The following is a 25234-nucleotide window of genomic DNA, read 5'->3' as shown; positions in this document are numbered from 1 at the left end:
CGTTGTCGACGCAAGGAATAATAACGACAGATAAGGGATTAAGATGAAATACGTTAACCGATTAACGGTGATTGCTGGTTTATTACCTCTAACCCTCGCATTACCAACCTATGCCGAACCCGAGTTGTTTGTCGCTCCCTACGGTGGTTACAGCTTTGGTGGTAGCTCGTTCGATATCAATGAACTCGATGCGAACAAGGCTGAAACCGATAATAAGCAGAGTGTGGGTATCGAAGAGGCGAGCCATTACGGCATCATGTTAGGGATTGGCACTAACGATCCCGGCAATATTTACCTGCTCTACAGTCGCCAATCCTCTGAGCTGAAAAGCGGCGGCCTGTTTACCCCTGACTTAGTCGCCTCCTTAGATGTGGACTATATTCACCTTGGCGGCACCTTATTCTTCCCAAGTGGCGATTTTCAGCCCTACATTACCGCCAGCGCCGGGGTGACTCGGATGATGCCCGATGATTGGTCAACGGAAACCCGTTTCTCCATGGGCATTGGTGGTGGCGCCGAATACCGCATGACGCAAAACTTCGCGCTGTTTGCGGACTTGCGTGGCTACGCCACCTTTATCGACGGTGACAGCTCACTTTTTTGTAATGAAGACCAATGTCTATGGCATGTAACATCGGATGTTATGTGGCAAGTGCAAGCTAATCTTGGGGTCAAACTCAGTTTTTAATTCCCCTGCTTTATGGGCAAGGCGCAAACGCAGTTAAGAGGTAAAGATGAAAATAGTCGTACTCGATGGTGAAACCTTAAATCCTGGGGATTTAACTTGGCAAGTGGTCAGCGAATTAGGGGAGTTTAGCTGTTTTGCCCGCACGCCCTCGGCCGAGATTATCCCCCGCGCTCAGGATGCCGAAATTGTGCTCACCAACAAGACGCCCCTCGATGCCAACACCTTAGCCCAACTGCCTAAGCTTAAATATATCGGCGTGCTCGCTACGGGTACCAACGTGGTGGATCTCGCCGCCGCAAAAGAGTTAGGCATAGTGGTCACCAACGTACCCGCCTATGGCCCCGATGCCGTTGCGCAGATGGTGTTTGCTCATATTTTGCATCATACGCAGGCGGTTGCGGTGCACCATCAAGCCGTTGCCGCAGGACAATGGAGTAATTGCAGTGACTTTTGTTTTACCTTAATGCCGCTGCAATCCCTCAAAGGCAAAACCTTAGGCTTGATTGGTTATGGGGATATTGGTCAGCAGGTCGCTAAACTCGCCTTAGCCTTCGGTATGAAGGTATTAGTCAATACCCGCACCGAACCTAGCTATTTACCTCAAGGCGTAAGTTGGACATCCCGTGATACGGTATTTAAGGAGTCCGATATTCTCTCGCTCCACTGCCCACTCACCCCTGAGACCACCGAGCTAATTAACACTCAAACCCTCGAATTAATGAAGCCGCAGGCGCTACTGATCAACACCGCGCGCGGCGGCTTAATTGATGAGGCGGCGCTTGCGGCCGCATTAACGCAGGGCAAAGTCTTTGCCGGCGTCGATGTACTCTCTACCGAACCACCGAGTGTGGATAATCCGCTACTAACTGCGCCCAATATCAGTATCAGCCCCCACAATGCCTGGGCAACCAAGGAAGCGCGGCAGAACCTGCTTAATATCGCAACGGCAAATCTCAGCGCTTATCTAGCTGGCGAGCGAGTTAATTGGGTGAATCCCTAAGGCTTATGGGGTTGGGGGGCTTTTGATAAGAGATAATGCGTTTATTCCAAAGTCACTCCGTTGTGTGCTGAAGAGTGTAATACATTGAGTAGATAGTGACGTTAAAGGGATAAATCTTGGGAATTTAGCTTCTAAACATTCAATTATCGTGAGCCATGGTATTCGCTCACCGACGCGCAGCAAGTCCATCCTTGGATGCTCGACCGCCCGTCTGATGTGAATGGATTCACAAATGCCGCGATGGCATGGATGCCAAAGAGCGGCCATGGGGCGGACGGTCGTCTCGCAAATCACCATGGCTCACCTGTTCAGCATTGGCGTCGCATGTGGGTATTAACAAAGAAATACGCAACATGTTTTGGGACATTTTTGAGTTAGAGCCTTAACTCTAACGAGTCTGTTTTAGATAAAATATCTATGGAGATAACGCCCAAATAACGGGCTAAAAAAGTTTGGCTAAAATTAGCGAGGCACGAGCTGAGCCAAGCTTTTTTAGTCCCAGTTAATTTGTTTGTTAGGCATACCTACGCTGGCGTAAACCTTATTAAAATGCTCTTCAATATGAACTTTTATTACTGCTGAATCTCCCCACATAGCGTTTAATGGGAAACTTTTTTCAAATACGGTAATTGAAAAAGGCATTTCAATTTGCTCATTTACATTTTCAGATGCTGTTATAACCGCTATGCACATGCCAACAATATAACCGCTAGGCAAATTCCATTTTTCAGTACCAATTTCAATGGCACCATTAGCATTAAACTCTAGTCTAGGATCTAGCTCACCCTCATGTGCAATCGATGTGCGGCCAAATTTATATAATGCGTCGGTAATGCTGATATCGTTGCATCTAATATTTGATAAGAAATTTCCAGTAGCAATTACTGAGATTAATTTTTCTTCCTCTTCAAGAAAGGCCTTTATGCGTTTCCCAACACCATCTTTAGGTCGTCGTCTCTTTGCTGTTTGATCGATAGCAGGAAACAAATTAACCAACGCCCCCTCAAGATCATTTTCCTGAAGATGTTTTACACATTGAAGTATTCTGCGGCTGACGCCGGTTGGTTTTTTCATAGTATGCCTAACGCCTAATTACATGCCGAATGCACTTAGGTTGATAGGTGGCCAGCAGCGTAGCTGACTCCTGTAGCCCATGTTGTTTCAAACACAGAACTTAACAGAGTACGAGCACGAGCTATAAATGTTTCTACCATAGACACCTCCTTATTTTTACCTACAGCGGTTGTTGAAGCCAACTGGATACTAACGTAACGTAAAAGCACAAAAATAAGGGCTACTGAGTAAATCTGGCCACCCATTTTAAATCAACAACATAATGCACTTTCGGTTTACCTACAACTTGTAACAGTTAATGTTGTTTAAAAAAGAACCATCAAAGTCGCAGGGACAACATCTGAGGCAATAAATTGCGCTAATTCCTTTAAAAATAGAGCATTTCAGACGAGATAACTCATCCCTTAGTGCTTGGGATGTGTTCTGGATGGGGCTTTTGAAATGATATAAGTAGTTTTCAGTTGCTGTAAAAGTGCTGGCAGCATTTAGCAAAATGCCGTCGTCGCTTTTCTAAGTGTTCGCAATAATCGGTTAGTGCTTGCAATGTGCCTACAGGACCATGAAATAGCTTGCCAAACTCGGTGGTCAGCTTGAGCCAATTGTCATGGGGGATATTTAATCTGTTCAGTATCTTGGTACTACTTTCACTGATGTATCCACGTTTATCATTGCGAATAATTCGGCCCGTATCATCTACCAATTTAAGGTAGTCCGTTAATGAAAACGCAATGCCATTGGGTTGGTTGTCGCACTCGTTACCAATAAAAGGCAGGAGATTGCTTGGCTGCTTACCTTTTAATGCGGCCCGAATACGTAGTTGAATACTGGTATGGTCGGATTGTTCTGGTGTATCAGCAAATTGCGCTCGAATCGGATTCAAATCAACATAGGCCATACAGGCTAACACCGCAGCTTCATCGAGTAGGGCTTGCGATTTGAACCGCCCTTCCCAGAACCTGCCTGTGCAGTTATCTTCTTGATTTGCTTGCCTTGCAATCGGTTCGTTGAGGCAGCGCATAAACCAGCTAATGTCGCATAATCGACTGCGATAAAGAGCGATTGAGTGCTTTAATCTGCTCACCTCATGGGCTTCAACTAACTCACCTTTCACGAATTTTTGCGTTAATTCATCGCCTTTAAACAACTTATGCCACTGCTCAAGCACTTGGCGGTCTGTCCAACGATTGGCCGTCTCGATATCGACTCGCAGCACCACATGCAGATGATTAGACATCACGGCAAAGGCTGCGATATCAATAGCAAAAACAGCTTCAAGTTCAAACAATAATGACTCTACCCAAGCGCGGCGATGGTCGTAGTTTTTACCCGAATAGGTATCATCACCACATAAAAATGCCCGCCGAACAACGCGGCTACAGCAATGATAATAAGGTGTGTCTTCAAGACTTATCTGAGTTCTACGAGGGCGCGGCATACAAACCTCCTTGTTCAATGCTTAACCAAAGCATAGTCGGAGGTTAGCTACTGCGCTATTGAGGTTGGGTGTCCGGTTTTGTTCATCTTCTACCTTCTTCAGAAGGTGGATTCTTTACTTTTGTAAACGTTCATCATGCAACCATTTAGTGACTTTCGTAACCGTACCAGCAGAAAGTCCAATTACCCCAGTTAAATCAGCATTATACACCCCTTTAACTTGAACGTATTCGCCTTTGAGAGCCCGAAGTGATTTCTTTTGAGTTTCTGATAGTTCAAGCTCGACCGCATAAACTGACATTCGGCGTTCATATTTCTCATAATCTAGGTAGAGTCGATATGTATCTTCAAATTCATCATATACACCGCTAACAACTATTATTTTCTTGTTAAAATCATCAGGGTTGGCTATTAAATGTATTATTGAGACTATACAGACAGTCGGCTCGTCTGACGAACAAATCCGTGCATAGCTGTTTGAACTCAAAATAAGTAACAGTATTGTAATGTATATTAGATTCTTCATTGTTTTCGTTGTAATTGGTCAATTTGTTGTGTATTCGGAGCCATCATAGAGACTAACAACAAAATTTTAGTTTTATGCCCAAACTACCTGAATCCAGCCTCTTCGGGTTGTTTGGGCATATTTAACTTTTCATCTCAGTTGATTTTAGCTTTGATGGTTTTTTGCTCGGCGAGATCGTCTGCGTAGACCAATAAATCCGATCAAGGCTGCAGTGATAACCAGTGAGCCATAGGCCACGGGCTTTTTCAGTTTGTGGTAAATCGCATTCCACTTGGCGATTTGGTTGGCTTTTTCCCGTTCGACGGCGCGGTCAAAATCTGGGGTTTCACATTGCGTACCAAAATTCTCCGCCCAAGGCACAAAGGGACCATTGGCGACGTATTTTTTATAGTAGCGGCGGGCGAGTTCATCATCGCGATATAACACCCAACCTGTGGCTTGGCACAATAGCGCCGCATAGGCTTGGCTGTTGTGGGGCACGAGATCGGCGGCCTTGCTTGCTAGCTCGGCGGCTTGGTAACGATAGTGGAAGCGTTTATCGGGGATCGCTTGGCTGGCACTAATGCGTTGCTGCTCTTTATCGCTGAGCTTATCCGCAGCGTACCAATCCCTTAGGTCGAACATCCCAGCGTAAATCGAATAATCCGGCGCTAATTCAAAGCCTAAGATTTCCATCCCTTGATGACGCGCGAGTTCGGCAGCCGCCCAATAGGCGCGGGCGCTCTCAATGCCCTTGCTATTCTTGGCAGTGGTCAGCGCCTTGCCATACTCCAGCACGTTGGCGTTGAGTGTGGGATTACTGAAATAAACAGGCGCCTCGGCAATGGCACCTTCACGCAGTAAGCGACGACCCAGTAAGTAACGCAGGCGATTGTTGATTGGCTCGACACTATCGTACCAATCACTGTCCTTGGGATACTCGAAAGTCATTACCGGCACATGCTTGTCGATAAACAGCTTAAGCTCGGCGGTGGTGAGCACGCGCTCGGCCACATAGGCGATATCCTGCCAATACTCATCGCCACTGGCGAGTAATTGGCCTAGAGCATCGACATATTCACCACGTTCGAGGGATAGCACGCCCTGCTCGGCGCGAATACGGCAATAGGTGGCTTGCTGGGCATCGGCGTCGATGGCCTGTTGTTGAGTATCCTTAGCATTTAAGTGCTCAGTACCTGAAGTCGCATCGGTTGGAAAATGATGCACTGCTTGGGCATAGGCCTTAGCCGCTTGGGCTTGATCACCCTTTTGCAGCATAAGCTTCGCCGTGAGCCACCAAGTCAAGCCGCTCGGTTTGGCGAGTGCCAGCATGCGCTCGGCGCTGGCATAGTCACCCAATTGATAGTAAATCGCCGCTAACTTATCACCCTGGCTCAGTACTACACCATCGGTTGGGAATACAGTGAGGATTTCGGCAACCTTTTGGCCCATCTCCATCAGTTGTCCGTCGAAGGCGAAATCATTAGCACTGCTCTGCCAGTAGGCAATGAGTAACTGTTGCACACTCGGCTGCTGTAATAATGGTTTTAGCTCATTGATATTTTTAGACATTAAGCTGCGACTTAACATCAGCAGCGAATCATAGCCACTACTGTCTCCCTGCACCGACTGGGTGGCATAGAGTTCAATAACCTTATCTAAGGTGGCGGGATTTAAGGCTACATCTATTTTAGGCGGCTCATATTCCCCACGAGTGACTTCAATTTGAGCTTGGCCTTGATGCAGCAGAATATAAGCCTGCTCGCCAAGGCCAGCCAAGCTTAAGCGCAGCGGATCGGGCGTACCTTGGGTTACCTCAGTTTGTAGCTGCTGCAAGTAAGCATTGGCTTGGACAAAATGGCTATTATCGCTAGCGGTTTTGCTCTTTATCAGCTCGATACGAGACAAGCTATACAGCGCCCACAGGCTGCGACCCGCGCGCTCAGTCGCAGGTAGGGCGATGACTTTTTTAAAGTAATCGCTGGCCTTATCGTACTCTTTGGCATCAAACGCCATGGCGCCAAGGCTGTACCAGGTTAAGGCGGGCGCTAAGCTCTCTTTTAACTGCGCGGCGATTTGCTCGGCCTCTGCTAAGCTTTGCGCATCACGCAGGCTATTGACTAGCGCGAGCTGAGCCTCGGATAACTCGCTGTTTTCATAGGCGCGAGTCTGGGAAAGATAGCGACTATGCACTTCGTCCCAGAGGTATTCCTGCGCCGCAGGTTCATCTTGAAACTGCCAAGCCAGTGGTTTAGCTAAACCGCTAAGTTGTTGGCTAAAACTGGTTTGCGGTAAATAGCTTAGGTTGTACTGCCTGTCTTGGGTTAATTGCAGCGGAAAGTCTGGGCCACAGGCTAACAGTGCGGGGGAAAACAGACTTAAGCCAATCAGACTGGTTTGTTTTAATTTGGTTTTCCAGCGAGGGAGAGGATTCGCTGATAATGAATGTGGCTTATGGCGCATAAATTCCCTGTAAATGTAATGACTCACAACGTGCCCAACCGATAACTCTACGCCCGTTTGGGCTTAGCTCGACCGCTGAGATTAAATTCGGCGCAAACTGCGAGGAGGCAGGCTCTGCTGTGCGCTCCGTTGAGGTGGCTTGCGGTAACTGCCACACTAATGTTCCTTGGGTTAATTTGGCTTGATAACCGTTTTGGGCATCATACCCGCTGCACGCCTGCGCCGCTAGGGACAACTGGCTCGGTAACTTGCCCGCAATATTGCCCTTATTGACTAACACCAGTTGAAATAAGTGGCTTCTGGTCGCCTCATGTTGGGCTGGCTCAGTATTGGCTTGGTTTAAGATTTCTAGCTCAATCTGCGGGGCGAGTGGTTGCTGCTTGGCGACCGCAATCAGGGTCGAGAGTGGCCAAACCCGTTTATCGCCTTCGAGAGGTAATCGAAACCAAATCATCCCCTTAAGCTTGGGGTCGGCAATAGTGTGCAATTGTTTGACGAAGGACTGCAATACCTGTGGATCGGCCATCAACTCTTGGCGCGCAACATGCTGCGAAGATACCGTGTCTGCCAATGGCATTCGCATCGGCACCTCACTCTCCACCCGATAACCCGATGCAGTGCTATACACCGCCGAACCATAGGACGGCAGGGCGATGAGATAGGGCACCTTGGCTAACCGTGACAGCTGCTCGACCCATCGCCAGCCTTGCGCAGCATCGAACAACCCTAAACGTGGGTGGCTGACACTGTGAATTTGCAGTACCAGCTCATCGATATTGTCAAACAACGGCGGAAACTCTGTGCTGCTCAACCAAGCGGGCAGTGAGGTTATGCTGAGTTTAAGCGTGTGGGGTAATTGGCTTTTTAACTCGCGTAAAAAGGCGTTATAGGCCGCGAGTTTACTGCTGGCGCTATCGTGGTCGATTTCAATTCCCGCAAGCTTGGTGCCCTTTGCTTGCCAGTCTTGAATGAGCGTGAGGATTTTTTGGAGAGCTTCGCGATTATTAAGGCGCGTAAGTTGGCCATCTAATCTTATTACCGCCACTTTAGGGCGTGGATCGGCCTGTAACCATTCATGGTTGACTTGCACCTCAAACCAGATATCCGCGCCATTGGGTTTGGGATGGGCTTGCAATGCAAGAATGCGCACGCCATTAAATGTGCTTTGGCTTTCGAACAAGGCGTTTTGATTGGCATCGCGCCATTGCCGCTGCCACACATACACCTCTTGGCTTAATTCACGCGGAGCGGAAGTGTCTGTTTTTATGCTCGATGTATCTTGATTCGCAGGTTGACAGGCACTCAGGAAAACTAAGCCAAAGGATAACGCCAGTAACAGGGATAACCTGAGCAAAAGTGAAAGGGTGCGATTTACCGCTTGCAAGGATTTTGAGCGCTTGGGCTCAAATCGCTTGGACTGAAAGCGCTTAGAGTGAAAGAGAGTGGAATAACGACTGCGTAAATCCATGGGATCAGAGTAAAAGCCTAGCGTGGGGCATGCCAAATAGAGGACTACTATGCCTCAAAACCACCTTGGATTGCATCAGGCTTTTGCATTAGTCGCGAAATCAATTTGAGTAGAAGTGGTATGGCGGTTAACTCGGCTTAAACGCCTTAATAACGCGCCCAGCAATAGTGCTGGGCGCGGTGCTAATCACGGTACAGAACACTAAGTTGTCGGTGACAAGTCGTTAAGCATTCATGCCTAGAAAATCACTTTTACCTTAGATGCGCTATCCAGCGCTTTGTTGACTGCGCTTTCAATATCCTTATCGCGGGCGAGGGCCACCCCTAAACGGCGGCGACCATCGATTTCAGGTTTAGCGAATAATCTGAGCTGAGTATTCTCTGCCGCCAAGGCATCGGCAAGACCTTGATAGCGAATGTTTTTCGATTTGCCTTCCACCAATACTACCGCCGAGGCGCTGGGGCCATGTTGGTGGATGTTCGGAATGGGCAGACCAAGAATCGCCCTAACATGCAGTGCAAACTCGGATAAATCTTGGCTAATTAAGGTGACTAAACCGGTATCGTGCGGACGAGGCGAGACTTCAGAGAAATACACATCGCTCCCCTTCACAAACAGCTCGACCCCAAATAAGCCGTAACCGCCGAGGGCTTCAACCACTTTACTGGCGATTGCTTGGGATTTTGCTAGCACGTCGGCCGACATGGCTTGAGGCTGCCATGACTCGCGGTAGTCGCCGTCTTCTTGTCTGTGGCCAATTGGTGCGCAGAAGTGGATGCCATTCACAGCGCTAATGGTTAGCAGGGTAATTTCGTAATCGAAGGGGATAAAGCCTTCGACAATCACACGACCACCGCCCGCGCGGCCGCCTTCTTGGGCGTATTGCCAGGCTTTGGCGCTTTGGGCCAGATCGCGGATAACACTTTGGCCCTTGCCCGATGAACTCATCACGGGTTTGACCACGCAGGGCACGCCAATCTTGCCAATGGCTTGATTAAATTCGGTTTCAGTGTCGCAGAAGAAATAGGGCGAGGTCGGCAAACCTAAGGTTTCGGCGGCGAGGCGACGAATGCCTTCTCTGTCCATGGTCAACTGAGTCGCGCGTGCGGTCGGCACGACATTGAGGCCTTCTGCTTCCATCTCGACCAAGGTTTGAGTGGCGATGGCTTCAATTTCGGGGATCACTAAGTGGGGCTTTTCTAGCTCGATAATGGCGCGAAGCGCTTTAGCATCGAGCATATTGATCACATGGGAGCGATGGGCAATTTGCATGGCAGGGGCATTGGGATAGCGATCGACGCCAATCACTTCAACACCTAAGCGTTGGAGCTCGATGGCGACTTCTTTACCTAGCTCACCGCAGCCAAGCAACATGGCGCGTCGAGCGCCCTCTGTGTAGGGAGTTCCTATCATGGTGTGGGTACCTTTTTATATTGGGATAATTGACGCCTTTAGACGTTCTTGGGCCATAGTCTACCCCGATTGGCGCTAAAGCATGAGACTGAAATTAACAACTGTGTTTTCGATCAAGCTATTTAAGAGCGATTAGTGCTTGGGCGTGGTAAAAATCCTGTTTGTGGCGGTGTTTTATGTTAACTTTTCGTTTCATAACGGATTATGGAAAACTAAGATGCAAGACATTCGCGATTTAACCGCTGTACTACGTTCTAAAACGCCCATCGTAGTGATTGAAACCTATGAGGAATACCGTGTTGTAGACATGCTTAAGCGGGTGGCGAATGTGCTCTATCAGCCCTTATTTACTTGGAGCATTACCCAAGGGTTGACGCGGGTCGATAAACCCATGGCGGCGCAGAAATTTAATACTGAACCTGGCGACATCCTAGGGCAGATTAAATCGACAACCCAGCAGGGCATCTATGTGCTCTGTGATTTTCACCCCTTTGTGGTTGATGCGCCAAAGAATGTCCGTTTGCTTAAAGAAATCGCCCTCGAATACGATGCGCTGCAACACACGCTGGTGCTGGTGAGCCATGCTTTTGAGATCCCGCCCGAAATTAAGCGTTATTGCGCCTATTTTCAGCTCACCTTGCCGAGTACCTCCCAGCTTGAGAACTTGATCTACCTTGAAGTGGATAAAGTGCGCGGCCAAGGCATGCCGCTCACTGTGGATGATAAAGCCGTGGGTAAACTGGCGGAAAACCTGCGTGGTGTGACTTTAGATGATGCCAGACGGTTGATCCACAAGGCCATTGTGGATGATGGCGCCATTACCCATTCGGATGTCGATCTTATCAACAAAGCCAAATTCCAATTACTCGATCTCAACGGTGTGCTGCAATTTGAATACGACACCAGTGATTTTTCGCAGATTGCCGGATTACATAATCTCAAGAAATGGTTAAAGCAGCGCGCGCCAGCGGTGCAGGTAACCACAGATGACAAGGCTACGGTACAACCCGATGCCCCCAAGGGGGTGTTATTACTCGGGGTGCAGGGCAGCGGCAAGAGCCTTGCGGCCAAGGCGGTGGCGGGCGTGTGGCAACGACCCTTGCTCAGACTCGATATGGGCACCTTATATAACAAATACATAGGCGAAACCGAAAAGAACCTGCGTAATGCTCTCGAGCTGGCCGATATGATGTCGCCATGTATCCTTTGGATTGATGAAATAGAGAAAGGTTTAAGCGGCAGTAGCAGTGATGAGGGCACTTCGACCCGCATTCTTGGCACACTGTTAACTTGGATGACGGAGCGTAAGTCCGAGGTGTTTGTGGTCGCTACCGCTAACGATATTCAAGCCCTGCCGCCTGAGCTGATGCGTAAGGGGCGAATGGATGAAATCTTCTTTGTCGATTTACCCGACGAGGCCATACGTAAGGCGATTTTCCTGATCCATTGCCAGCGCCGCAGTATTGATGTGACTCGGCTCGACCTTGCGCAGCTATCGCGCCACAGCCAAGGGTTTTCGGGGGCTGAAATCGAGCAGGCCGTTATCGCCGCCATGTACAGCGCCCGCAGTTTAGCGCGCAATCTTGACCAAGACATGTTGTTAGAAGAACTGACCAAAACCAAACCTTTATCCATAGTGATGGGCGATAAGATTAATGCCCTAAGACAATGGGCCGCAGGACGCACAGTCAATGCCCATGAGTAGCAACTTAACCCATTATCACTGATTGTGTTATGGCTGCGTATGGGGCCGAGCCTTATTCGCCATAAAACGACTTTAAATTTCAGTGGTGGCTTTTGGTTGGGGAAGAGTTGGATATCAGCGCAGTCGGTGTTAACTTGCTGGTCGATATGGATTATTTTTCAGTTTTAATGGCAAGTTTTTAGCTTGAGTAATATTTGCCGTTCGAGTCGTACCGCATGATAAGCAGGGAAGAGATGAGTTTCGAGCAAGAGTTTACAGAAAAAGTCGGTGTCTACTTAGACAATCTCACCGATGAGTTACAGCCCGTTCTTAAGCAATTGATTGCGCATGATTATCCCCAAGAGGTGGTCACGCTGGCATTTGAAGTCTTTGTCGATGGTTTTTCATCCCAATTTCCTGTGCGGGTATTTTTTATGGATATCGATGGCAAGGCCGCATACCCATCGCCAGTTAATCCTCATTTACTCGACATAGACCATGTTTATCCCGATGAATTTGAAGAGGAATATATCGAAAAGGATGAAGATCTTGACCCTTGGCAGATTGCAACAAACGCGCTTATTGAATGGTTCTCCAAGTGCTGGATTGCCGCGGGTGGTCAAAGCTTTAAATTAAACGCCAATATCGCCCCCCATGATAGCCACTATGAATTCAATTTAGTCGAGTGTCAGTGGCAAGAAAGAGGTTAACTCGCTTGAAGTTAAATACTTTGCTGTTGTGGTTCTTGGCGTAATACTCTGCATTGTGGAGCAGTGACATTGCTATCCTGCGCCTCTACATCAAGTGTTAACTTATGAAAACCAATAGAAACCTAAGCTGATATTAGCTTACTGCAATCTTGTCTTTACTTACTTTACGCGTTGCTCACTCACGCTAGCGCCTTCTCAAAACAAAAGGTAAAGGCCTAGGCTTTTAAAGACCCCTTTCCTGCTATTTGCTGCATTTGGCAAACAACAATCCCACTTAGTTATCGCAATTCGTCGTCACTAATAGTGCACCTTGGGATGCGATTTGTAGCATCGGAATAAACAATTGTGTTTTGGGTCAAGCTATTTAAATGGATTTGTTGCGAATTTGTTTTCATGGTGTAGAACTATATTGTGCTGCACATTGATAGGCACGGTTGGCAAAGGGCGGTTTCGGCAAGGGGATTGATTTCTAACCGAAATAAAGAGCGGGAAGGGAGTGGGAGCTGAACATGTTTTTGGATTATTTTGCCTTAGGCATTTTGTTTTTTGTCATAGTGGTGATTTTTTATGGCGTGATTGCCATTCACGACATCCCCTATGAAATTGCGAAAAAGCGCAATCATCCCCAGCAGGATGCATTGCATATCGCGGGCTGGGTCAGTTTATTTACCCTGCATGCCCTTTGGCCGTTTCTGTGGATTTGGGCGACCTTATATCGAGAGGATAGAGGCTGGGGCTTTAATACCGTGATGAAGCGCGAGCAGGCGTTGGAGGATGATGTTAAAGCGCTAAGGGAAACGGTATTGGCCTTGCAGGCAAAGCTTGAACAACTGGAATCGACAGCCAAGCCTGCGGTGGTGAAGCAATCCGAGGCAATACCCACAGAAGCCAGTGTGACCGAAACTAGCCAAAAAGCCGAGGTGTAACATGGATTTACTACTGATATTAACCTACGCCTCGATCTGCATTGTGATTTTTAAAGTGTTTAAGATCCCAATGAATAAATGGACTGTGCCGACCGCCGTATTAGGGGGCGTGGTGTTGATTGGGGCGCTGCTACTTATCATGAACTACAACCATCCCTATTCCCGTTTTGCGCGGGAATACTATGTCACTATCCCCATTACGCCCGCGGTAAAAGGTTTAGTGATCTCGGTGGAAGCTAAGCCAAATACGCCGATGAAACAAGGGGATGTGCTATTTCGAATCGACCCAACACCCTTTGAGGCCGTGGTAAAACGTAAAAAAGCGGCGTTGTTAGCGGCGGAGCAGGAAGTGCCACAACTTGCGGCCGCTTGGGAGGCAGCCAAGGCGAATGTGGCCAGAGTGGCTGCGGATAGGGAGCGCAATAAATCGGCCTATGATCGCTATGAGCAAGGCCATCGTAAAGGTGGGGCAAATTCTCCCTTCACTGCGCTGGAATTAGACAATCGTCGCCAACTGTTTTTAGCCTCTGAGGCTCAGCTAACGGCCGCACAGGCCGAAGAGTTACGCGCACGTCTTGCCTATGAGTCCAATGTGGATGGGGTAAATTCGAAGGTCGCTGGGCTTCAGGGGGATCTTGAAAGCGCGCTCTATAATCTCGAGCAAACCGTAGTGCGGGCTCCGGCCGATGGTATTGTGACTCAAATGGCGCTGCGCCCAGGTGCGATGGCTGTGCCTTTACCTTTACGGCCGGTGATGAGTTTTATTCCCGATGAGCAGCGATATTTTGCCGGCGCATTCTGGCAAAACTCCCTGCTGCGATTACAGGAAGGGGATGAGGCGGAAGTGGTATTAGATGCAGCGCCCGGGCAAGTGTTTAAGGGCAAAGTTGCTAAGGTACTCCCCGCGATGGCCGAGGGGGAAATTCAGATGAATGGCACGCTGCAATCGTCTAATCAGTTGTTCCAAAGTGGTCGGGTTATCGTATTAATCGATATTGAAGATGATGCGATACGCCGCCAATTCCCGGCGGGTGTTGCTGGGCAAGTAGCTGTGTACACTGAACATTTTCACCATGTCGCCGTGATGCGTAAAGTGCTGCTGCGGATGCAGGGCTGGTTAAACTATCTGTTCTTCGATGGGCACTAGCAGAGTTTTACGCTAACGACTTTGCTTGGAACTGGTATTAAGCTATCCAAGAGTTTAAAAAAAAGCGCTGACATGACTGTCAGCGCTTTTTTGTTATGTGTAGTAGGTAAATGCTGGCTGCGATTAAATATCGAAGGCCAAGCTGCCTGGCGGGAGGAAGGGCCAGCTTTGACGCACGGGCGAGCCATCACCTTGTTCACCAAAGAAATAAGCCGTTCTTGGGGTGGCGTAGACCACACTGCCTTTTTGCAGTCCTAATTCTTGCAGGTGATGGTGGGTAAAGGTGGCTTCCCACAGTTCTTCACTCTGCCAGCCGATAGGCGCCAGTTCGACACGTACTTCTGCGCCAACTGGTGTTATTGCCACTATGGTAAAGGGAATATGGGCTTGGCTATTGGGTTTATCCGCCAGTGCCAGCTCATGGCTACGCACATAGAGCGCGCCGTTTTGTTGCAGTGGCGCTTGCTCTGGCGGCACTAAGAAGGCGTCACCATTGGTCCAACGATTCTGTTGCCAGCTCGCTTCAAACCGATTGACGTTACCCAAGAAATCAAACACAAAGCGGCTATTGGGTTGGGCATACAACTCAATGGGCGTATTAACCTGTTCAATATGGCCGTTGCTCATCACCACCACTCTATCGGAAAGCTCTAAGGCTTCGTCCTGATCGTGGGTCACAAACACGCTCGTGAATTTCAGCTCATCGTGAAGACTGCGCAACCAGCGGCGCAGTTCTTTACGCACCTTGGCATCGAGGGCGCCAAAGGGCTCATCCAGTAACAGTACTTCGGGCTGAGTCGCTAAGGCGCGTGCCAAGGCGATACGCTGTTTTTGTCCGCCCGAAAGCTGCTCAGGGTAGCGCTGTGCTAGGTGGCCAAGTTGCACCATTTCGAGTAAATGGCTGACGCGCTTTTGGATTTCGGCCTTCGACGGGCGCTGTTTTTTCGGAATGACTTCGAGCCCAAAGGCGACGTTGTCGGCGACCGTCATATGGCGGAATAGGGCGTAGTTTTGAAACACAAAGCCGACTCTGCGGTCACGCACATGCACTTGAGTCACATCGCGATTACCGAAATGGATTTGGCCGCTATCTGCGCCCTCAAGGCCGGCAATAATCCGCAATAGGGTGGTTTTACCCGAGCCAGAAGGGCCGAGAAGACCTATCATCTCACCTTCTTGAATATCCAGATTGAGCGGCGAGAGCGCCTGAAATTGGCCAAATTTTTTGGAAATATTAGTTAAACGAATACTCATAATGATTGGCTCTGCTCTTGGTTGTCATTGGCGGATAAGCTGCGTTGTTGGCGCCACTCTACTAAGGCTTTTAGCAGTAAGGTACATAGGGCGATCAAGGCAAGCAGTGACGCGCTCGCGAAGGCGGCTTCGGCTTGATAATCTTCGTATAGTAATTGCACATGCAAAGGTAAGGTGTTGGTTTCACCGCGGATATTGCCAGATACTACGGCAACGGCACCAAACTCACCCACAGCTCTGGCGTTGGTGAGGATCACCCCATAAATCAGCGCCCACTTGATATTGGGCAGAGTCACGCGGCGAAACAGTTGCCACCATGAGGCGCCAAGAATAACCGCGGCTTCTTCCTCCGATGCGCCCTGTTGCTGCATCAATGGGATTAATTCTCGGGCAACAAAAGGGCAAGTCACGAAAATGGTGACTAACAGAATCCCCGGCCAGGCAAACATGATCTGTAAATCGTGCTCAAATAGCCAAGCGCCGAGCCAGCCACTGTTGCCGTAAAGCAGCAGATAGAGTAAGCCTGCGACCACGGGCGATACGGCAAAGGGAATATCAATCAAGGTGATGAGTAACTTGCGTCCCGGAAACTCAAAGCGTGTTACGCTCCAGGCGAGCAGTACCCCAAACACTAAGTTAATCGGCACGGTCAGCGCCGCGACCATAAGGGTCAACCCAATGGCATGGAGTGAGTCGGGTTGACTGAGATGCTCGATATAACGCTCCCAACCACCGACGAAGGCCTGCTGGAAAATACTGACTAAGGGCAGTAGCAACAACACCATGGCCAAGAACACGCCTAGGGTGATTAGGCTCCATTTGATGAGGGGCGCTTCACCGACTCTTAACGGTTTAAATGAGTTCATGGTGGCTCCTTATCGGCCGTGAATGCGGCGTAAATAACGCGCCTGCCACAGGTTAATCAGCAGTAGCAGCAACAGCGAGGTCAGCAGCACGACGGAGGCAATGGCACTGGCGCCGGCAAAATCAAATTCCTGTAGACGAACGAAAATCATCAGGGAGGTGATTTCACTGATGTAGGGCATATTGCCTGCGATAAAGATCACCGCACCAAACTCACCCAGACTGCGGGTAAAAGACAGTGCTGTACCGACCACTAAGGCTGGCCAGAGGGAAGGTAAAATCACCCGCCAAAACACGGCGCCATCGGTTGCGCCTAAGGTCATGCCAGCTTCTTCTTCATCGTGGGATAACTCTTCCAGTACGGGCTGGACGGTTCGCACCACGAAGGGAATGCTGGTGAAGATCATCGCAACCACAATCCCCAATGGTGTGTAAGCCACTTTGATCCCGATTTCGGCCAACAGGCTACCAATCTGGCCATTCTCGGCGTACAGGGTCGCTAAGGTAATACCCGCGACGGCTGTGGGTAAGGCAAAGGGTAAATCGACTAAGGCATCGAGGATGCGTTTACCCGGAAACTCGTAACGCACCAACACCCAAGCGAGTAACAGGCCGAAAAGACAGTTAAACAGGGAGGCGGCCAGTGCAGATAAAATAGTGACTTTATAACTTGCCAGTACGCGGGGATCAGCAATCACGCCCCAATACTCGGCCCAGCTCATCTGGCTGGTTTGCATAATCAGGCCTGTGGTGGGGAGTAAGAGAATCAAGCTGACAAACAGCAGAGACACACCTAGGCTGATACTAAACCCCGGCAAAACCCGCTTGTGGCGTAAGCGCCCATTATTAAATATCACTGAATAACCACCCGATAAGGTTAATGGAGTTAATCCAATATTATTATGCCATTAGCACGTTATTGCTCAATCGCGATAAAGACAACTTGTGATAGCGACCTTGTCCGTTGCCGCAATATAACCACAAAACCCGGGACATTGCCCGGGTTGTGGATTTGGTGACTTAGGTACCCAAGCGGATGATCAACGTTTTAATAACTGATCCAGTTTGGCGCCATTGGCAAATTGGGTCTTCATAGCGTTGTCCCAGTTACCTATGATTTGCTCAACGGTCATTAACTCAACCGCAGGGAACTGCTTGGTAAATTCGGCAACAACCTTCTCGTTGTGAACGCGGTAGTTAAATCCGGCTAACAAACGTTGTGCTTCTTCGCTGTAAAGATAGTTTAAATACTCGGTCGCGAGTTCTTGCGTGCCGTTACGCTTAGCGTTTTTCTCAACTACGGCAACGGGGAATTCCGCCAGAATCGAGGTTTTAGGCACGACAACTTGGTAATCATCGGCACCATATTGCTGACGGATATTGTTCACTTCAGATTCGAAGGTGATCAGCACATCGCCGATACCACGCTCTACAAACGAAGTGGTTGCACCACGGCCACCTGTATCGAATACTGCAACGTTACCGAGGAACTTCTTCAAGAACTCATCTAATGAGGCCTGATTATCTTTGCCATAGTTTTTCTGGGCATAACCTAAGGCTGCTAAGTAGGTATAGCGCGCATTACCCGAGGTTTTTGGGTTCGGGAATACTAGCTTAACGTCATCTTTAGCTAAATCATTCCAGTCGCTGATTTGCTTTGGATTGCCCTTACGTACCAAAAACGCGATGGTAGAGTAGTAAGGTGAGCTGGCATTCGGCAGCAATTGTTGCCAGTTTTCTGGGATTAACTTGCCGCGGTCATGCAGAATTTGCACATCGGTGACTTGGTTAAAGGTCACCACATCGGCGGGTAAGCCCTGAAGAATCGAGCGAGCCTGAGCGGAAGAACCCGCATGGGATTGCTTGATTTCAACGGTCTTGCCGGTTTGTTCTTGCCAATGTTTAGCAAAAACAGGGTTATAGGCATTAAATAATTCCCGTGCGATATCGTATGAGGAATTTAATAGTGTCTGATCGGCGGCTGCCACATTGAGGGAGGTTCCCAGTAATAGGGTTCCCAGCAGGGCTTTAGTCAATTTTACTGGCATTTTGTACTCCTTAATCTGGCAACTGTGTCAGTGTATAGGAATAGAGTAATAGAAGATTTTATTTATAAAAAGCCACATAAATAGAACTTTTTTGAATAACTATGAGCGATTAATTGTATGCCGTCGATGATATTCACGTGTTTGTTGCGTCCAAGCATCTTAAAATACTCGAATACTGAGTCGCTTTTATCAAATAAAGGATAACCGAGTGTCTGACTTTCCGACTATTGAAGCCTGTATTGGGCAAACTCCGCTGGTGCGTTTGCAGCGGCTTGATTGTGGTAGCTCAACGGTATTGTTAAAGCTGGAGGGGAATAACCCTGCTGGCTCGGTAAAGGATCGTGCGGCGCTGAATATGATTATTCAGGCGGAGCTTCGCCAAGAGATTGCCCCCGGGGATACCCTGATTGAAGCCACCAGTGGCAATACGGGCATCGCCCTAGCCATGGCTGCGGCGATTAAAGGCTACAAGATGATCCTGATTATGCCGTCGAATTCGACCCAGGAGCGTAAGGATGCCATGCAGGCCTATGGCGCCGAGTTGTTGCTGGTGGACAATATGGAAGCCGCGCGCGATTTAGCCTTAGATCTTCAGGCACAAGGCAAAGGTAAGGTGCTGGATCAGTTCAATAATCAAGATAACGCCAACGCCCATTTCCAGACCACTGGCCCTGAAATTTGGCAGCAGAGCCAAGGTAAGATCACTCATTTTGTTTCCAGTATGGGTACCACAGGCACTATTATGGGCGTGTCTAAATACCTAAAGAGCCGTAATCCCGATATCACCATTGTCGGGCTACAACCCGCCGATGGCAGTTCGATTCCGGGGATCCGCCGCTGGCCACAGGAGTATCTACCGGGTATTTTCGATGCTGCCCGTGTCGATGCGGTGATGGATATTGAGGAGCAAGATGCGAAAGCCATGGCAAGAACCTTGGCCCGTGAAGAAGGCATTTGTGCTGGCGTGAGTTCTGGCGGCGCGGTATTTGCGGCGCTCGAGATTGCGAGGCAGAATCCGGGTTCCGTTGTGGTTGCAATTGTGTGCGATAGGGGCGACCGTTATCTATCATCTGGGTTATTTTCTTAATTCTAACTTAGATAGAAATTTGTCTTTTCTTCGGCAATAAAAATGGGCGTTTATCGCCCATTTTTATTGGCTATTGTATAAGCCACAGTGATTTAAACCATTAATGGTTAAAGTCATTATGGTTTAAACCATCAAGGGCTAACCGCCATCAGATCAATCAGTGCCGTTTTAATCAGGCTTATGGCTGCGGTGGAAACTGCGCCAAAATCCGGCTAACGGCTTTGGCTGTGTCTTGAGCTTTTTTATCGCCGCCGCCATCAAAATCGAAACTATCAGTGCCGCGCCAAATCAGCTTATTGGTTTTAGTGTCGATAATATCAATTTGAATAGTTTGGATTTTTGCCGTGTCACTGCCAAGCGGCACGCCGACGCTCGTACCTACGCCAATGCCGCCAGAGCGGCCAAAACTGCCCGTGCCTAAGCCTATGGATAAGCCTGAGTCTTTGGGTTTGTCTTGAGTTAGTAAACCATAGGCGACTTTAAAATCGGGGGAAGAGGCATTTTCGGTAAAGCCTTTTTGGCTTAATTGCTGGGTGATTTCGGTTTGAATGCGCTGGGCGCTGAGTGGGTCGTCGCTAGGCTGGGGAGCGAGCTGGGTGAAGCTCTGTAATGCCTTAAAGTCGTAATTGAGATCGTAATCGTTTTTCGGCTTACTGCTGCAGGCGCTGACGAAGACCAAGGCGACAAACAGACTGGCGATATTTTTGTATCCCATGATGGCACTCCAAGTTGTACAAACTCTGTTCAATGTGCCTTGATTAACAGTAAGACTGCAAGTAATTTAGTGAAAAGTGTTTAATTTTTGTATTGTTTTACTTGTGTATCTAAGGTCACGCATTTTAGATGCTTAACTGGTAGAGTCGCTCAACATCATGGAACAGTTAGCCTTTTTCGAAATCCCTAGCCCCTGCATCGGTGTGTGCCAAACCGATGCCCGCGGCTATTGCAAAGGTTGCCTGCGTAATCGTGAGGAGCGATTCAATTGGTTGCATTTTACCGATGCCCAAAAACACGATGTGATCCGTTTATGCCATCAACGTAAACGTCGGCGGCAGTTGGCCTTATATAAAGCCCGTCAGCAGGCACTTGAGCAGGAGAGGGCTGCGCTTAACCCGCAACTCGATTTTGAGCCGCAAGACGCCGCTGAGTTAGACCTTGGGGATTTTGACCTCGAGGAATAATCTAACTTTGAGAGCGCCAGTTAAACGCTTAAATTTCTCGTTTCTTTGGCCAGCTTAAGGTAAAACACGTTTGAGTGGGATTGCTGCTGACGCTCACTTCGCCCTGATGACGCTGCATAATTCGTTTGATAATCGCCAGACCTAAGCCATGACCCTTGTTACCATTTTGCACCGATTGGCTGCGGTAAAAGGGCTCAAACACCATAGGTAAATCCACCTCGGGAATAGGCTCCCCATCATTGCTGACACTTAAAGTCACCCTTTGCGGGGTTTGGCTGACTTCAATCAGGATCTGGTGGCGGGCAAAACGCTGGGCGTTGGTCAGCAGGTTTTGTAGTGCGCGTTCAATCAGTGCGGGTTCGCCGACTAAAGGGAGAGTCGTCATCTCCGCCTGTAAGTGGATGGGGGTATCACTTAAGCTGCTTAAGCGTTTGATGCTCTGGTTTACTAAGCTGAGCAGATCGTATTCGTCCAAAGGTGTGCCTTCGCGCTGAGCCTCTAGGCTGGCGTAAGTCAGCAGTTCCTGCAGCAGGTTTTCCATTTCCTTAATGTCGAGCTGCATCTCATTGAGAAAATCCTGACGCTTTTGCTCGTCGGAATCGGGCTGGCAGTACATAGGCATTAGGGCGAGGGCGAATTTCAGCCGCGCGAGCGGGGTGCGGATCTCGTGGGAAACCGCATTGGATAAATGTTTTTGGTTTTCGATTAACGCACTGATATGGCGCGCCATTTCATTAAAGGTGTTTGCTAAGGGTTTGACCTGCGAGCGGTTTGAGAGGCTAATGCGTGTATCCCATTTGGCCTCGCCAAAATCCTTGGTGGCCTTACGTAAGATGCTTAAATCCCGCGACAACGGGCCGACCCAAATCAGCGCAACTAACGCCAGTGATAGATAGAAAAACAGCGTAAACAGATTTCGCAGTGAGGCTCTTGGGTCTATCTCTATGGGACCCGCCATCAACACTTGCTCGCCAACCTGAATAAACTGGAATTGCTCGCCCTCGCTGGTTGTGGTGGTGACCACATGGTTGGGCGTGAGCTGTTGATCCTTGGCTAGCGCGATTTGATCTGGGCTGAGCAGATTAAGGGGCAACTGATCATGGCTGGGCAGCGCCTCAAGATAGGCGTTACGATTCTCCTCTGGTAGCTGTGTTAGCAACTGGGCTAACGCAACCAGAGGAGCATCTAACGCATTATTTTCATCCACATTTTTCTGCCACAGGCTGTCCAGTGTCCAGCCTATGCCCAGAAAACTGAGGCTCAGCAGTAAATATAAGCTGATAAAGAGACGTTTCACGGCAGCTCTTAGTTGTTCCAAGCCTCAGGGGCGAAGAGATAACCCTGTCCCCAGACGGTTTTAATTCTGAATGGGGTCTCGATATTGTCGTTGAGCTTTTTACGCAGCCTTGAAATACGCACATCTATTTTTCTGTCTTTACCATCAAAATCAATGTTAAGCAGTAATTGATAGATATACTGACGGCTCAGCACTTGTCCCGCCTGTGAGGCCAGTAACCAGAGGAGTTCAAACTCATGGCTGGTGAGGTCGACTTCTTTATTGTCGAGGCGGATAGCATGGGTATGGGGATCGATACTCAGCTTACCAAAGGTCAGGCAGTGGGATTCGGCCTGCGGCGGTTGGTTTTGGCGGCGTAACAGATTGTTGATACGGGCAACCAGTAGTGCTGGGTCGACGGGTTTCACCACATAGTCGTCGGCGCCGAGTTCTAAGCCTTTGATCTGATCTTCGCTCGAACCTAGGGCACTCATCAGCAGGATCGGGCCGGCAAAGTAATCGGGCAGCTTTTCACACAGACTAAGGCCATCTAGACCTGGCAGCATAATGTCTAGCAGTATGATATCGGGCTTGTAGTTGATTAAGCGGGTTAAGACTGTATCACCGCGGCGCTCGACTTCAACGTGCATACCGTGTGATTTCAAATAATCTACGATTAAATTCGCAAGACGGACATCGTCTTCAACCAATAACACTCTGTGGGGTGATTGTGGATTCGTCATTAAAATAAACTCCAAGGGTTACGGTAACGTCTGCGCACCTGAGGCTGCGAGGTTGACGTAATTTTTAATTTGGCTCCAGCCAGTGTTTGATTGGTGTCCTTACTCACTAAGATAAATTGAATATCGTTTAACGTACTGACATTCAACGTTATTGCATGCTGTTCCAGTGATTCGCTACACCATTTAGGATAGGCGTTATTATCGGACAAGATACAGACTAGCTCGTCATTAACGAGTTGCCACTGTAGCTCTACGCGGATCTCACAGGCTTGGCTTTCATCCCCAGTGATACAGATTTCGGGGGTGAGTTTTAAGGTTGACTCTTCATCTGATGCTGCAAGTGCATAACTGGGCCCCATCAAGCTAACGCTTAGGCCTAACACGCACAGCATCCTGATATGAAGAGGAGTCACTAGTGTCAGAACCTATACGCTGCGCCAATAAAATATGTGCTGCTATAGTCTTGATCGAGCAAGGGGCTGGCGGCAATTTCGTCTGCAAGTTGTGTGTAGCGGAACGCAAACAGCATGTCCCAGTTATCAGTTAAGATATAACGGGCTGTCATTTCTATCCCTTTATTCCAACCTGCATCGGCATGGTAATGTTGGCTCCAATAATCATTTTCACTCGGGCGAACACCATAGTAATAATCGACCACATTGGTACTCTTCCAATCGAATACGAGTGACATATCCATCACCCAGCGCGTTAAATGCCAGCCATAGGTCCATTTGATTTGCGCTTCAGACCCTTGGTGTACATTAAACATATCATGGGTATAGGCCAATCTCACTACACCTAACGGGCTATAAATAAAGGCTTCAGCGCCGCCGAGCATAGTAAAGTTGCGCGATTCTAAGGAGTTAAATACGGGGTCTGGCTCACTGCTCAGGGCGGTATTCGTTGAGAGCAGTCTGGCGTCTTCCTGTGAACTGCGTTTTAGGAAGATATTGGACGGATCCCAACGGTAAAAGTAGGCCCTATCTAAGCTATAACTGGTGACTAAGTTTAAGCTGAAGTACTTCTGCTCAGTTAAACTGTAGCCCAAGTTGCCATTATCAAAAAACCAATGCTCACCATAGTAAGCTACGGTGGGAATAAAGAAGACTGGGATATCATCAAAATCTCGCAATGGATTGGTCTTCTGTCCCCAGCCGATCGCTACCCCTAAATCCCAGTTACGCATTTCAATACATTCATCTTTAGTGACGCACGGCTCCTTCGCCATTCCTATTGAAGGCAGGCTAAGTGCGGCGAGTAAGATAAATAGAATTCGATACATGATTTTGCGTTCGGATTTAATGTCTGTCGATAATGGGCAACAGATTAGCATTTTATGCTTAATTCCACAGTGCTTTCACCTTTAGGGATGCAAAATGATACAGATATCATATAAATAGCTGATATGTAGATTACGCAATCACTTGAAAGACAAAATAAAAGCAAAAAATACCTTTGTTTAGGGTTTTTAAGGTTGCTGATTTTTGGTTGCTATTTTGTTGTGTTTTTCGAAGTGAAAGTTTGCAAAATCTGTTTGTCTGCCCAATAAAAATGCCATTCAGAATGTGAATGGCATAAGGACAAGGCGCTAAAACCCGAAAGAGCTTATAGGCTAAAGGAAGTTAAAACGATCAGTTAAGTTCTTTTACGGTTTGATAACCCATTTCTGTTAGCTGGTCATTCACGCAGTCGAGCACATATTGCTTAAGCTCGGCATTTTCGACCTGATCTTCAGAGGCCATTTGTTGGCACACTTCTGTCAGTTGAGCGATATCATTTGCAGGGGCGGGAGGAAGTGTCGATTCGTCGGCAAAGGTTGCGAAACTCATAAGTGCCGATAGTGTGATAACAGCTGATAAGGTTTTCATTTTATTTCCTTTAGTTATTGATAGTTAACAACAGCCTAACTGGTTTCCCATCATGCCGCTGCGTCAACAGATAGCAATCTATCACTGCTATTATTTTTTAGATATAAATAATTTTTCGCTAATTTGGTGAGCCATTTTTGCCAGCAAAAGTCGCTTGTTTTATGGGCAGCTTTATCGAGGATTGAGGGCTGTTTTGCAAAGATGAACCCACCATACAATGCCACTCAATCGCATCCTCTCTTACGCCAAGCTTGAGCTCTTCCTTCTAAGACTCTCTAAAAGGGCTTAAGTTTCCTTGCCACGCGCGCTTAAATGTTATCAATTTGTCTAAAACTAGACTTATCTCATCTTTGATGGCGTTATGGGATGAAGTTAATGTTTTTTAGGCTTTATCCCTATGT

24 protein-coding genes are annotated in these 25234 nt (G+C 48.3%); 8 read left to right on the top strand and 16 right to left on the bottom strand.

Annotation, left to right across the window (positions count from 1 at the left end; genetic code table 11):
* Positions 1 to 43 precede the first annotated feature (43 nt).
* A complete protein-coding gene (locus M0415_RS12505; protein WP_249556076.1) occupies positions 44 to 688 on the top strand; it encodes an outer membrane beta-barrel protein in 645 nt (214 codons plus the stop codon).
* Between the two features lie 46 nt (positions 689 to 734).
* Entirely contained in the window at positions 735 to 1688 is a 954-nt protein-coding gene (locus M0415_RS12500) for a D-2-hydroxyacid dehydrogenase (RefSeq protein ID WP_249556075.1), read from the top strand.
* Positions 1689 to 2180: 492 nt separating this feature from the next.
* Here M0415_RS12500 and M0415_RS12495 read toward each other — a convergent pair whose 3' ends face one another.
* From M0415_RS12495 to purT, 6 genes are all read right to left on the bottom strand, one after another.
* A complete protein-coding gene (locus M0415_RS12495) occupies positions 2181 to 2762 on the bottom strand; it encodes an Rv1289 family protein (RefSeq protein ID WP_249556074.1) in 582 nt (193 codons plus the stop codon).
* Between the two features lie 457 nt (positions 2763 to 3219).
* Positions 3220 to 4197, bottom strand: coding sequence for a transposase (locus tag M0415_RS12490; RefSeq protein WP_088210364.1), 978 nt, complete (start codon positions 4195 to 4197; stop codon positions 3220 to 3222).
* 114 nt (positions 4198 to 4311) lie between these two features.
* Complete coding sequence (locus M0415_RS12485; RefSeq protein ID WP_249556073.1) at positions 4312 to 4722, bottom strand: hypothetical protein; 411 nt, start codon at positions 4720 to 4722, stop codon at positions 4312 to 4314.
* A gap of 144 nt (positions 4723 to 4866) precedes the next feature.
* Positions 4867 to 7164: a tetratricopeptide repeat protein gene (locus tag M0415_RS12480; RefSeq protein ID WP_249556072.1), complete on the bottom strand. Its 2298-nt coding sequence runs from the start codon at positions 7162 to 7164 to the stop codon at positions 4867 to 4869.
* Positions 7154 to 8632 (bottom strand): DUF3142 domain-containing protein, encoded by a 1479-nt coding sequence (locus M0415_RS12475; protein WP_249556071.1) that lies wholly within the window; start codon positions 8630 to 8632, stop codon positions 7154 to 7156. The genes M0415_RS12480 and M0415_RS12475 overlap by 11 nt, the downstream gene beginning before the upstream one ends.
* A 237-nt stretch (positions 8633 to 8869) precedes the next feature.
* Positions 8870 to 10045 (bottom strand): formate-dependent phosphoribosylglycinamide formyltransferase, encoded by a 1176-nt coding sequence (gene purT / locus M0415_RS12470; RefSeq protein WP_248967435.1) that lies wholly within the window; start codon positions 10043 to 10045, stop codon positions 8870 to 8872.
* A gap of 217 nt (positions 10046 to 10262) precedes the next feature.
* Between purT and M0415_RS12465 the strand changes: the two genes are divergently transcribed.
* From M0415_RS12465 to M0415_RS12450, 4 genes are all read left to right on the top strand, one after another.
* A complete protein-coding gene (locus M0415_RS12465) occupies positions 10263 to 11750 on the top strand; it encodes an AAA family ATPase (RefSeq protein ID WP_249556070.1) in 1488 nt (495 codons plus the stop codon).
* A gap of 233 nt (positions 11751 to 11983) precedes the next feature.
* Positions 11984 to 12439, top strand: a complete 456-nt coding sequence (locus M0415_RS12460; protein ID WP_249556069.1) for a hypothetical protein — start codon at positions 11984 to 11986, stop codon at positions 12437 to 12439.
* Positions 12440 to 12948: 509 nt separating this feature from the next.
* Positions 12949 to 13365, top strand: a complete 417-nt coding sequence (locus M0415_RS12455; RefSeq protein WP_011718015.1) for a DUF3302 domain-containing protein — start codon at positions 12949 to 12951, stop codon at positions 13363 to 13365.
* A 1-nt stretch (position 13366) separates the two neighbouring features.
* Entirely contained in the window at positions 13367 to 14512 is a 1146-nt protein-coding gene (locus tag M0415_RS12450) for an HlyD family secretion protein (RefSeq protein WP_086904230.1), read from the top strand.
* 123 nt (positions 14513 to 14635) lie between these two features.
* Here the strand turns inward: M0415_RS12450 and M0415_RS12445 are convergent, their stop codons facing one another.
* From M0415_RS12445 to cysP, 4 genes are all read right to left on the bottom strand, one after another.
* Entirely contained in the window at positions 14636 to 15766 is a 1131-nt protein-coding gene (locus M0415_RS12445) for a sulfate/molybdate ABC transporter ATP-binding protein (RefSeq protein WP_249556068.1), read from the bottom strand.
* Complete coding sequence (cysW, locus tag M0415_RS12440) at positions 15763 to 16632, bottom strand: sulfate ABC transporter permease subunit CysW (protein ID WP_249556067.1); 870 nt, start codon at positions 16630 to 16632, stop codon at positions 15763 to 15765. The genes M0415_RS12445 and cysW overlap by 4 nt, the downstream gene beginning before the upstream one ends.
* Before the next feature lie 9 nt (positions 16633 to 16641).
* On the bottom strand, positions 16642 to 17487 hold the full coding sequence (gene cysT / locus M0415_RS12435) for a sulfate/thiosulfate ABC transporter permease CysT (RefSeq protein ID WP_088210373.1): 846 nt from the start codon (positions 17485 to 17487) through the stop codon (positions 16642 to 16644).
* Positions 17488 to 17670: 183 nt separating this feature from the next.
* Positions 17671 to 18678: a thiosulfate ABC transporter substrate-binding protein CysP gene (gene cysP / locus M0415_RS12430; RefSeq protein WP_011718011.1), complete on the bottom strand. Its 1008-nt coding sequence runs from the start codon at positions 18676 to 18678 to the stop codon at positions 17671 to 17673.
* 208 nt (positions 18679 to 18886) lie between these two features.
* Between cysP and cysM the strand changes: the two genes are divergently transcribed.
* Positions 18887 to 19765, top strand: a complete 879-nt coding sequence (cysM, locus tag M0415_RS12425) for a cysteine synthase CysM (RefSeq protein ID WP_011718010.1) — start codon at positions 18887 to 18889, stop codon at positions 19763 to 19765.
* Positions 19766 to 19943: 178 nt separating this feature from the next.
* On the opposite strand, the gene M0415_RS12420 is transcribed toward cysM, so the two are convergent.
* Positions 19944 to 20480: a DUF4136 domain-containing protein gene (locus tag M0415_RS12420; RefSeq protein WP_249556066.1), complete on the bottom strand. Its 537-nt coding sequence runs from the start codon at positions 20478 to 20480 to the stop codon at positions 19944 to 19946.
* Between the two features lie 157 nt (positions 20481 to 20637).
* On the opposite strand from M0415_RS12420, the gene M0415_RS12415 reads away from it, so the two are divergent.
* Positions 20638 to 20946: a DUF1289 domain-containing protein gene (locus M0415_RS12415; protein WP_088210376.1), complete on the top strand. Its 309-nt coding sequence runs from the start codon at positions 20638 to 20640 to the stop codon at positions 20944 to 20946.
* 28 nt (positions 20947 to 20974) lie between these two features.
* On the opposite strand, the gene M0415_RS12410 is transcribed toward M0415_RS12415, so the two are convergent.
* The 5 genes from M0415_RS12410 to M0415_RS12390 all read right to left on the bottom strand — a co-directional run bounded on the left by M0415_RS12410 (position 20975) and on the right by M0415_RS12390 (position 24833).
* Complete coding sequence (locus M0415_RS12410; protein WP_249556065.1) at positions 20975 to 22243, bottom strand: ATP-binding protein; 1269 nt, start codon at positions 22241 to 22243, stop codon at positions 20975 to 20977.
* Positions 22244 to 22251: 8 nt separating this feature from the next.
* Positions 22252 to 22965 (bottom strand): winged helix-turn-helix domain-containing protein, encoded by a 714-nt coding sequence (locus M0415_RS12405; protein ID WP_011718006.1) that lies wholly within the window; start codon positions 22963 to 22965, stop codon positions 22252 to 22254.
* Positions 22965 to 23357: a DUF3019 domain-containing protein gene (locus M0415_RS12400; RefSeq protein ID WP_011718005.1), complete on the bottom strand. Its 393-nt coding sequence runs from the start codon at positions 23355 to 23357 to the stop codon at positions 22965 to 22967. The genes M0415_RS12405 and M0415_RS12400 overlap by 1 nt, the downstream gene beginning before the upstream one ends.
* A gap of 26 nt (positions 23358 to 23383) precedes the next feature.
* A complete protein-coding gene (locus M0415_RS12395; RefSeq protein ID WP_249556064.1) occupies positions 23384 to 24247 on the bottom strand; it encodes a MipA/OmpV family protein in 864 nt (287 codons plus the stop codon).
* Positions 24248 to 24596: 349 nt separating this feature from the next.
* On the bottom strand, positions 24597 to 24833 hold the full coding sequence (locus M0415_RS12390) for a hypothetical protein (protein ID WP_011718003.1): 237 nt from the start codon (positions 24831 to 24833) through the stop codon (positions 24597 to 24599).
* Positions 24834 to 25234: the final 401 nt, after the last annotated feature.

This window comes from Shewanella sp. 10B, assembly GCF_023475885.1.
In the GTDB taxonomy this organism is placed as follows: domain Bacteria; phylum Pseudomonadota; class Gammaproteobacteria; order Enterobacterales; family Shewanellaceae; genus Shewanella; species Shewanella mangrovisoli.
This window is presented reverse-complemented; position numbering and strand designations above follow the sequence as displayed.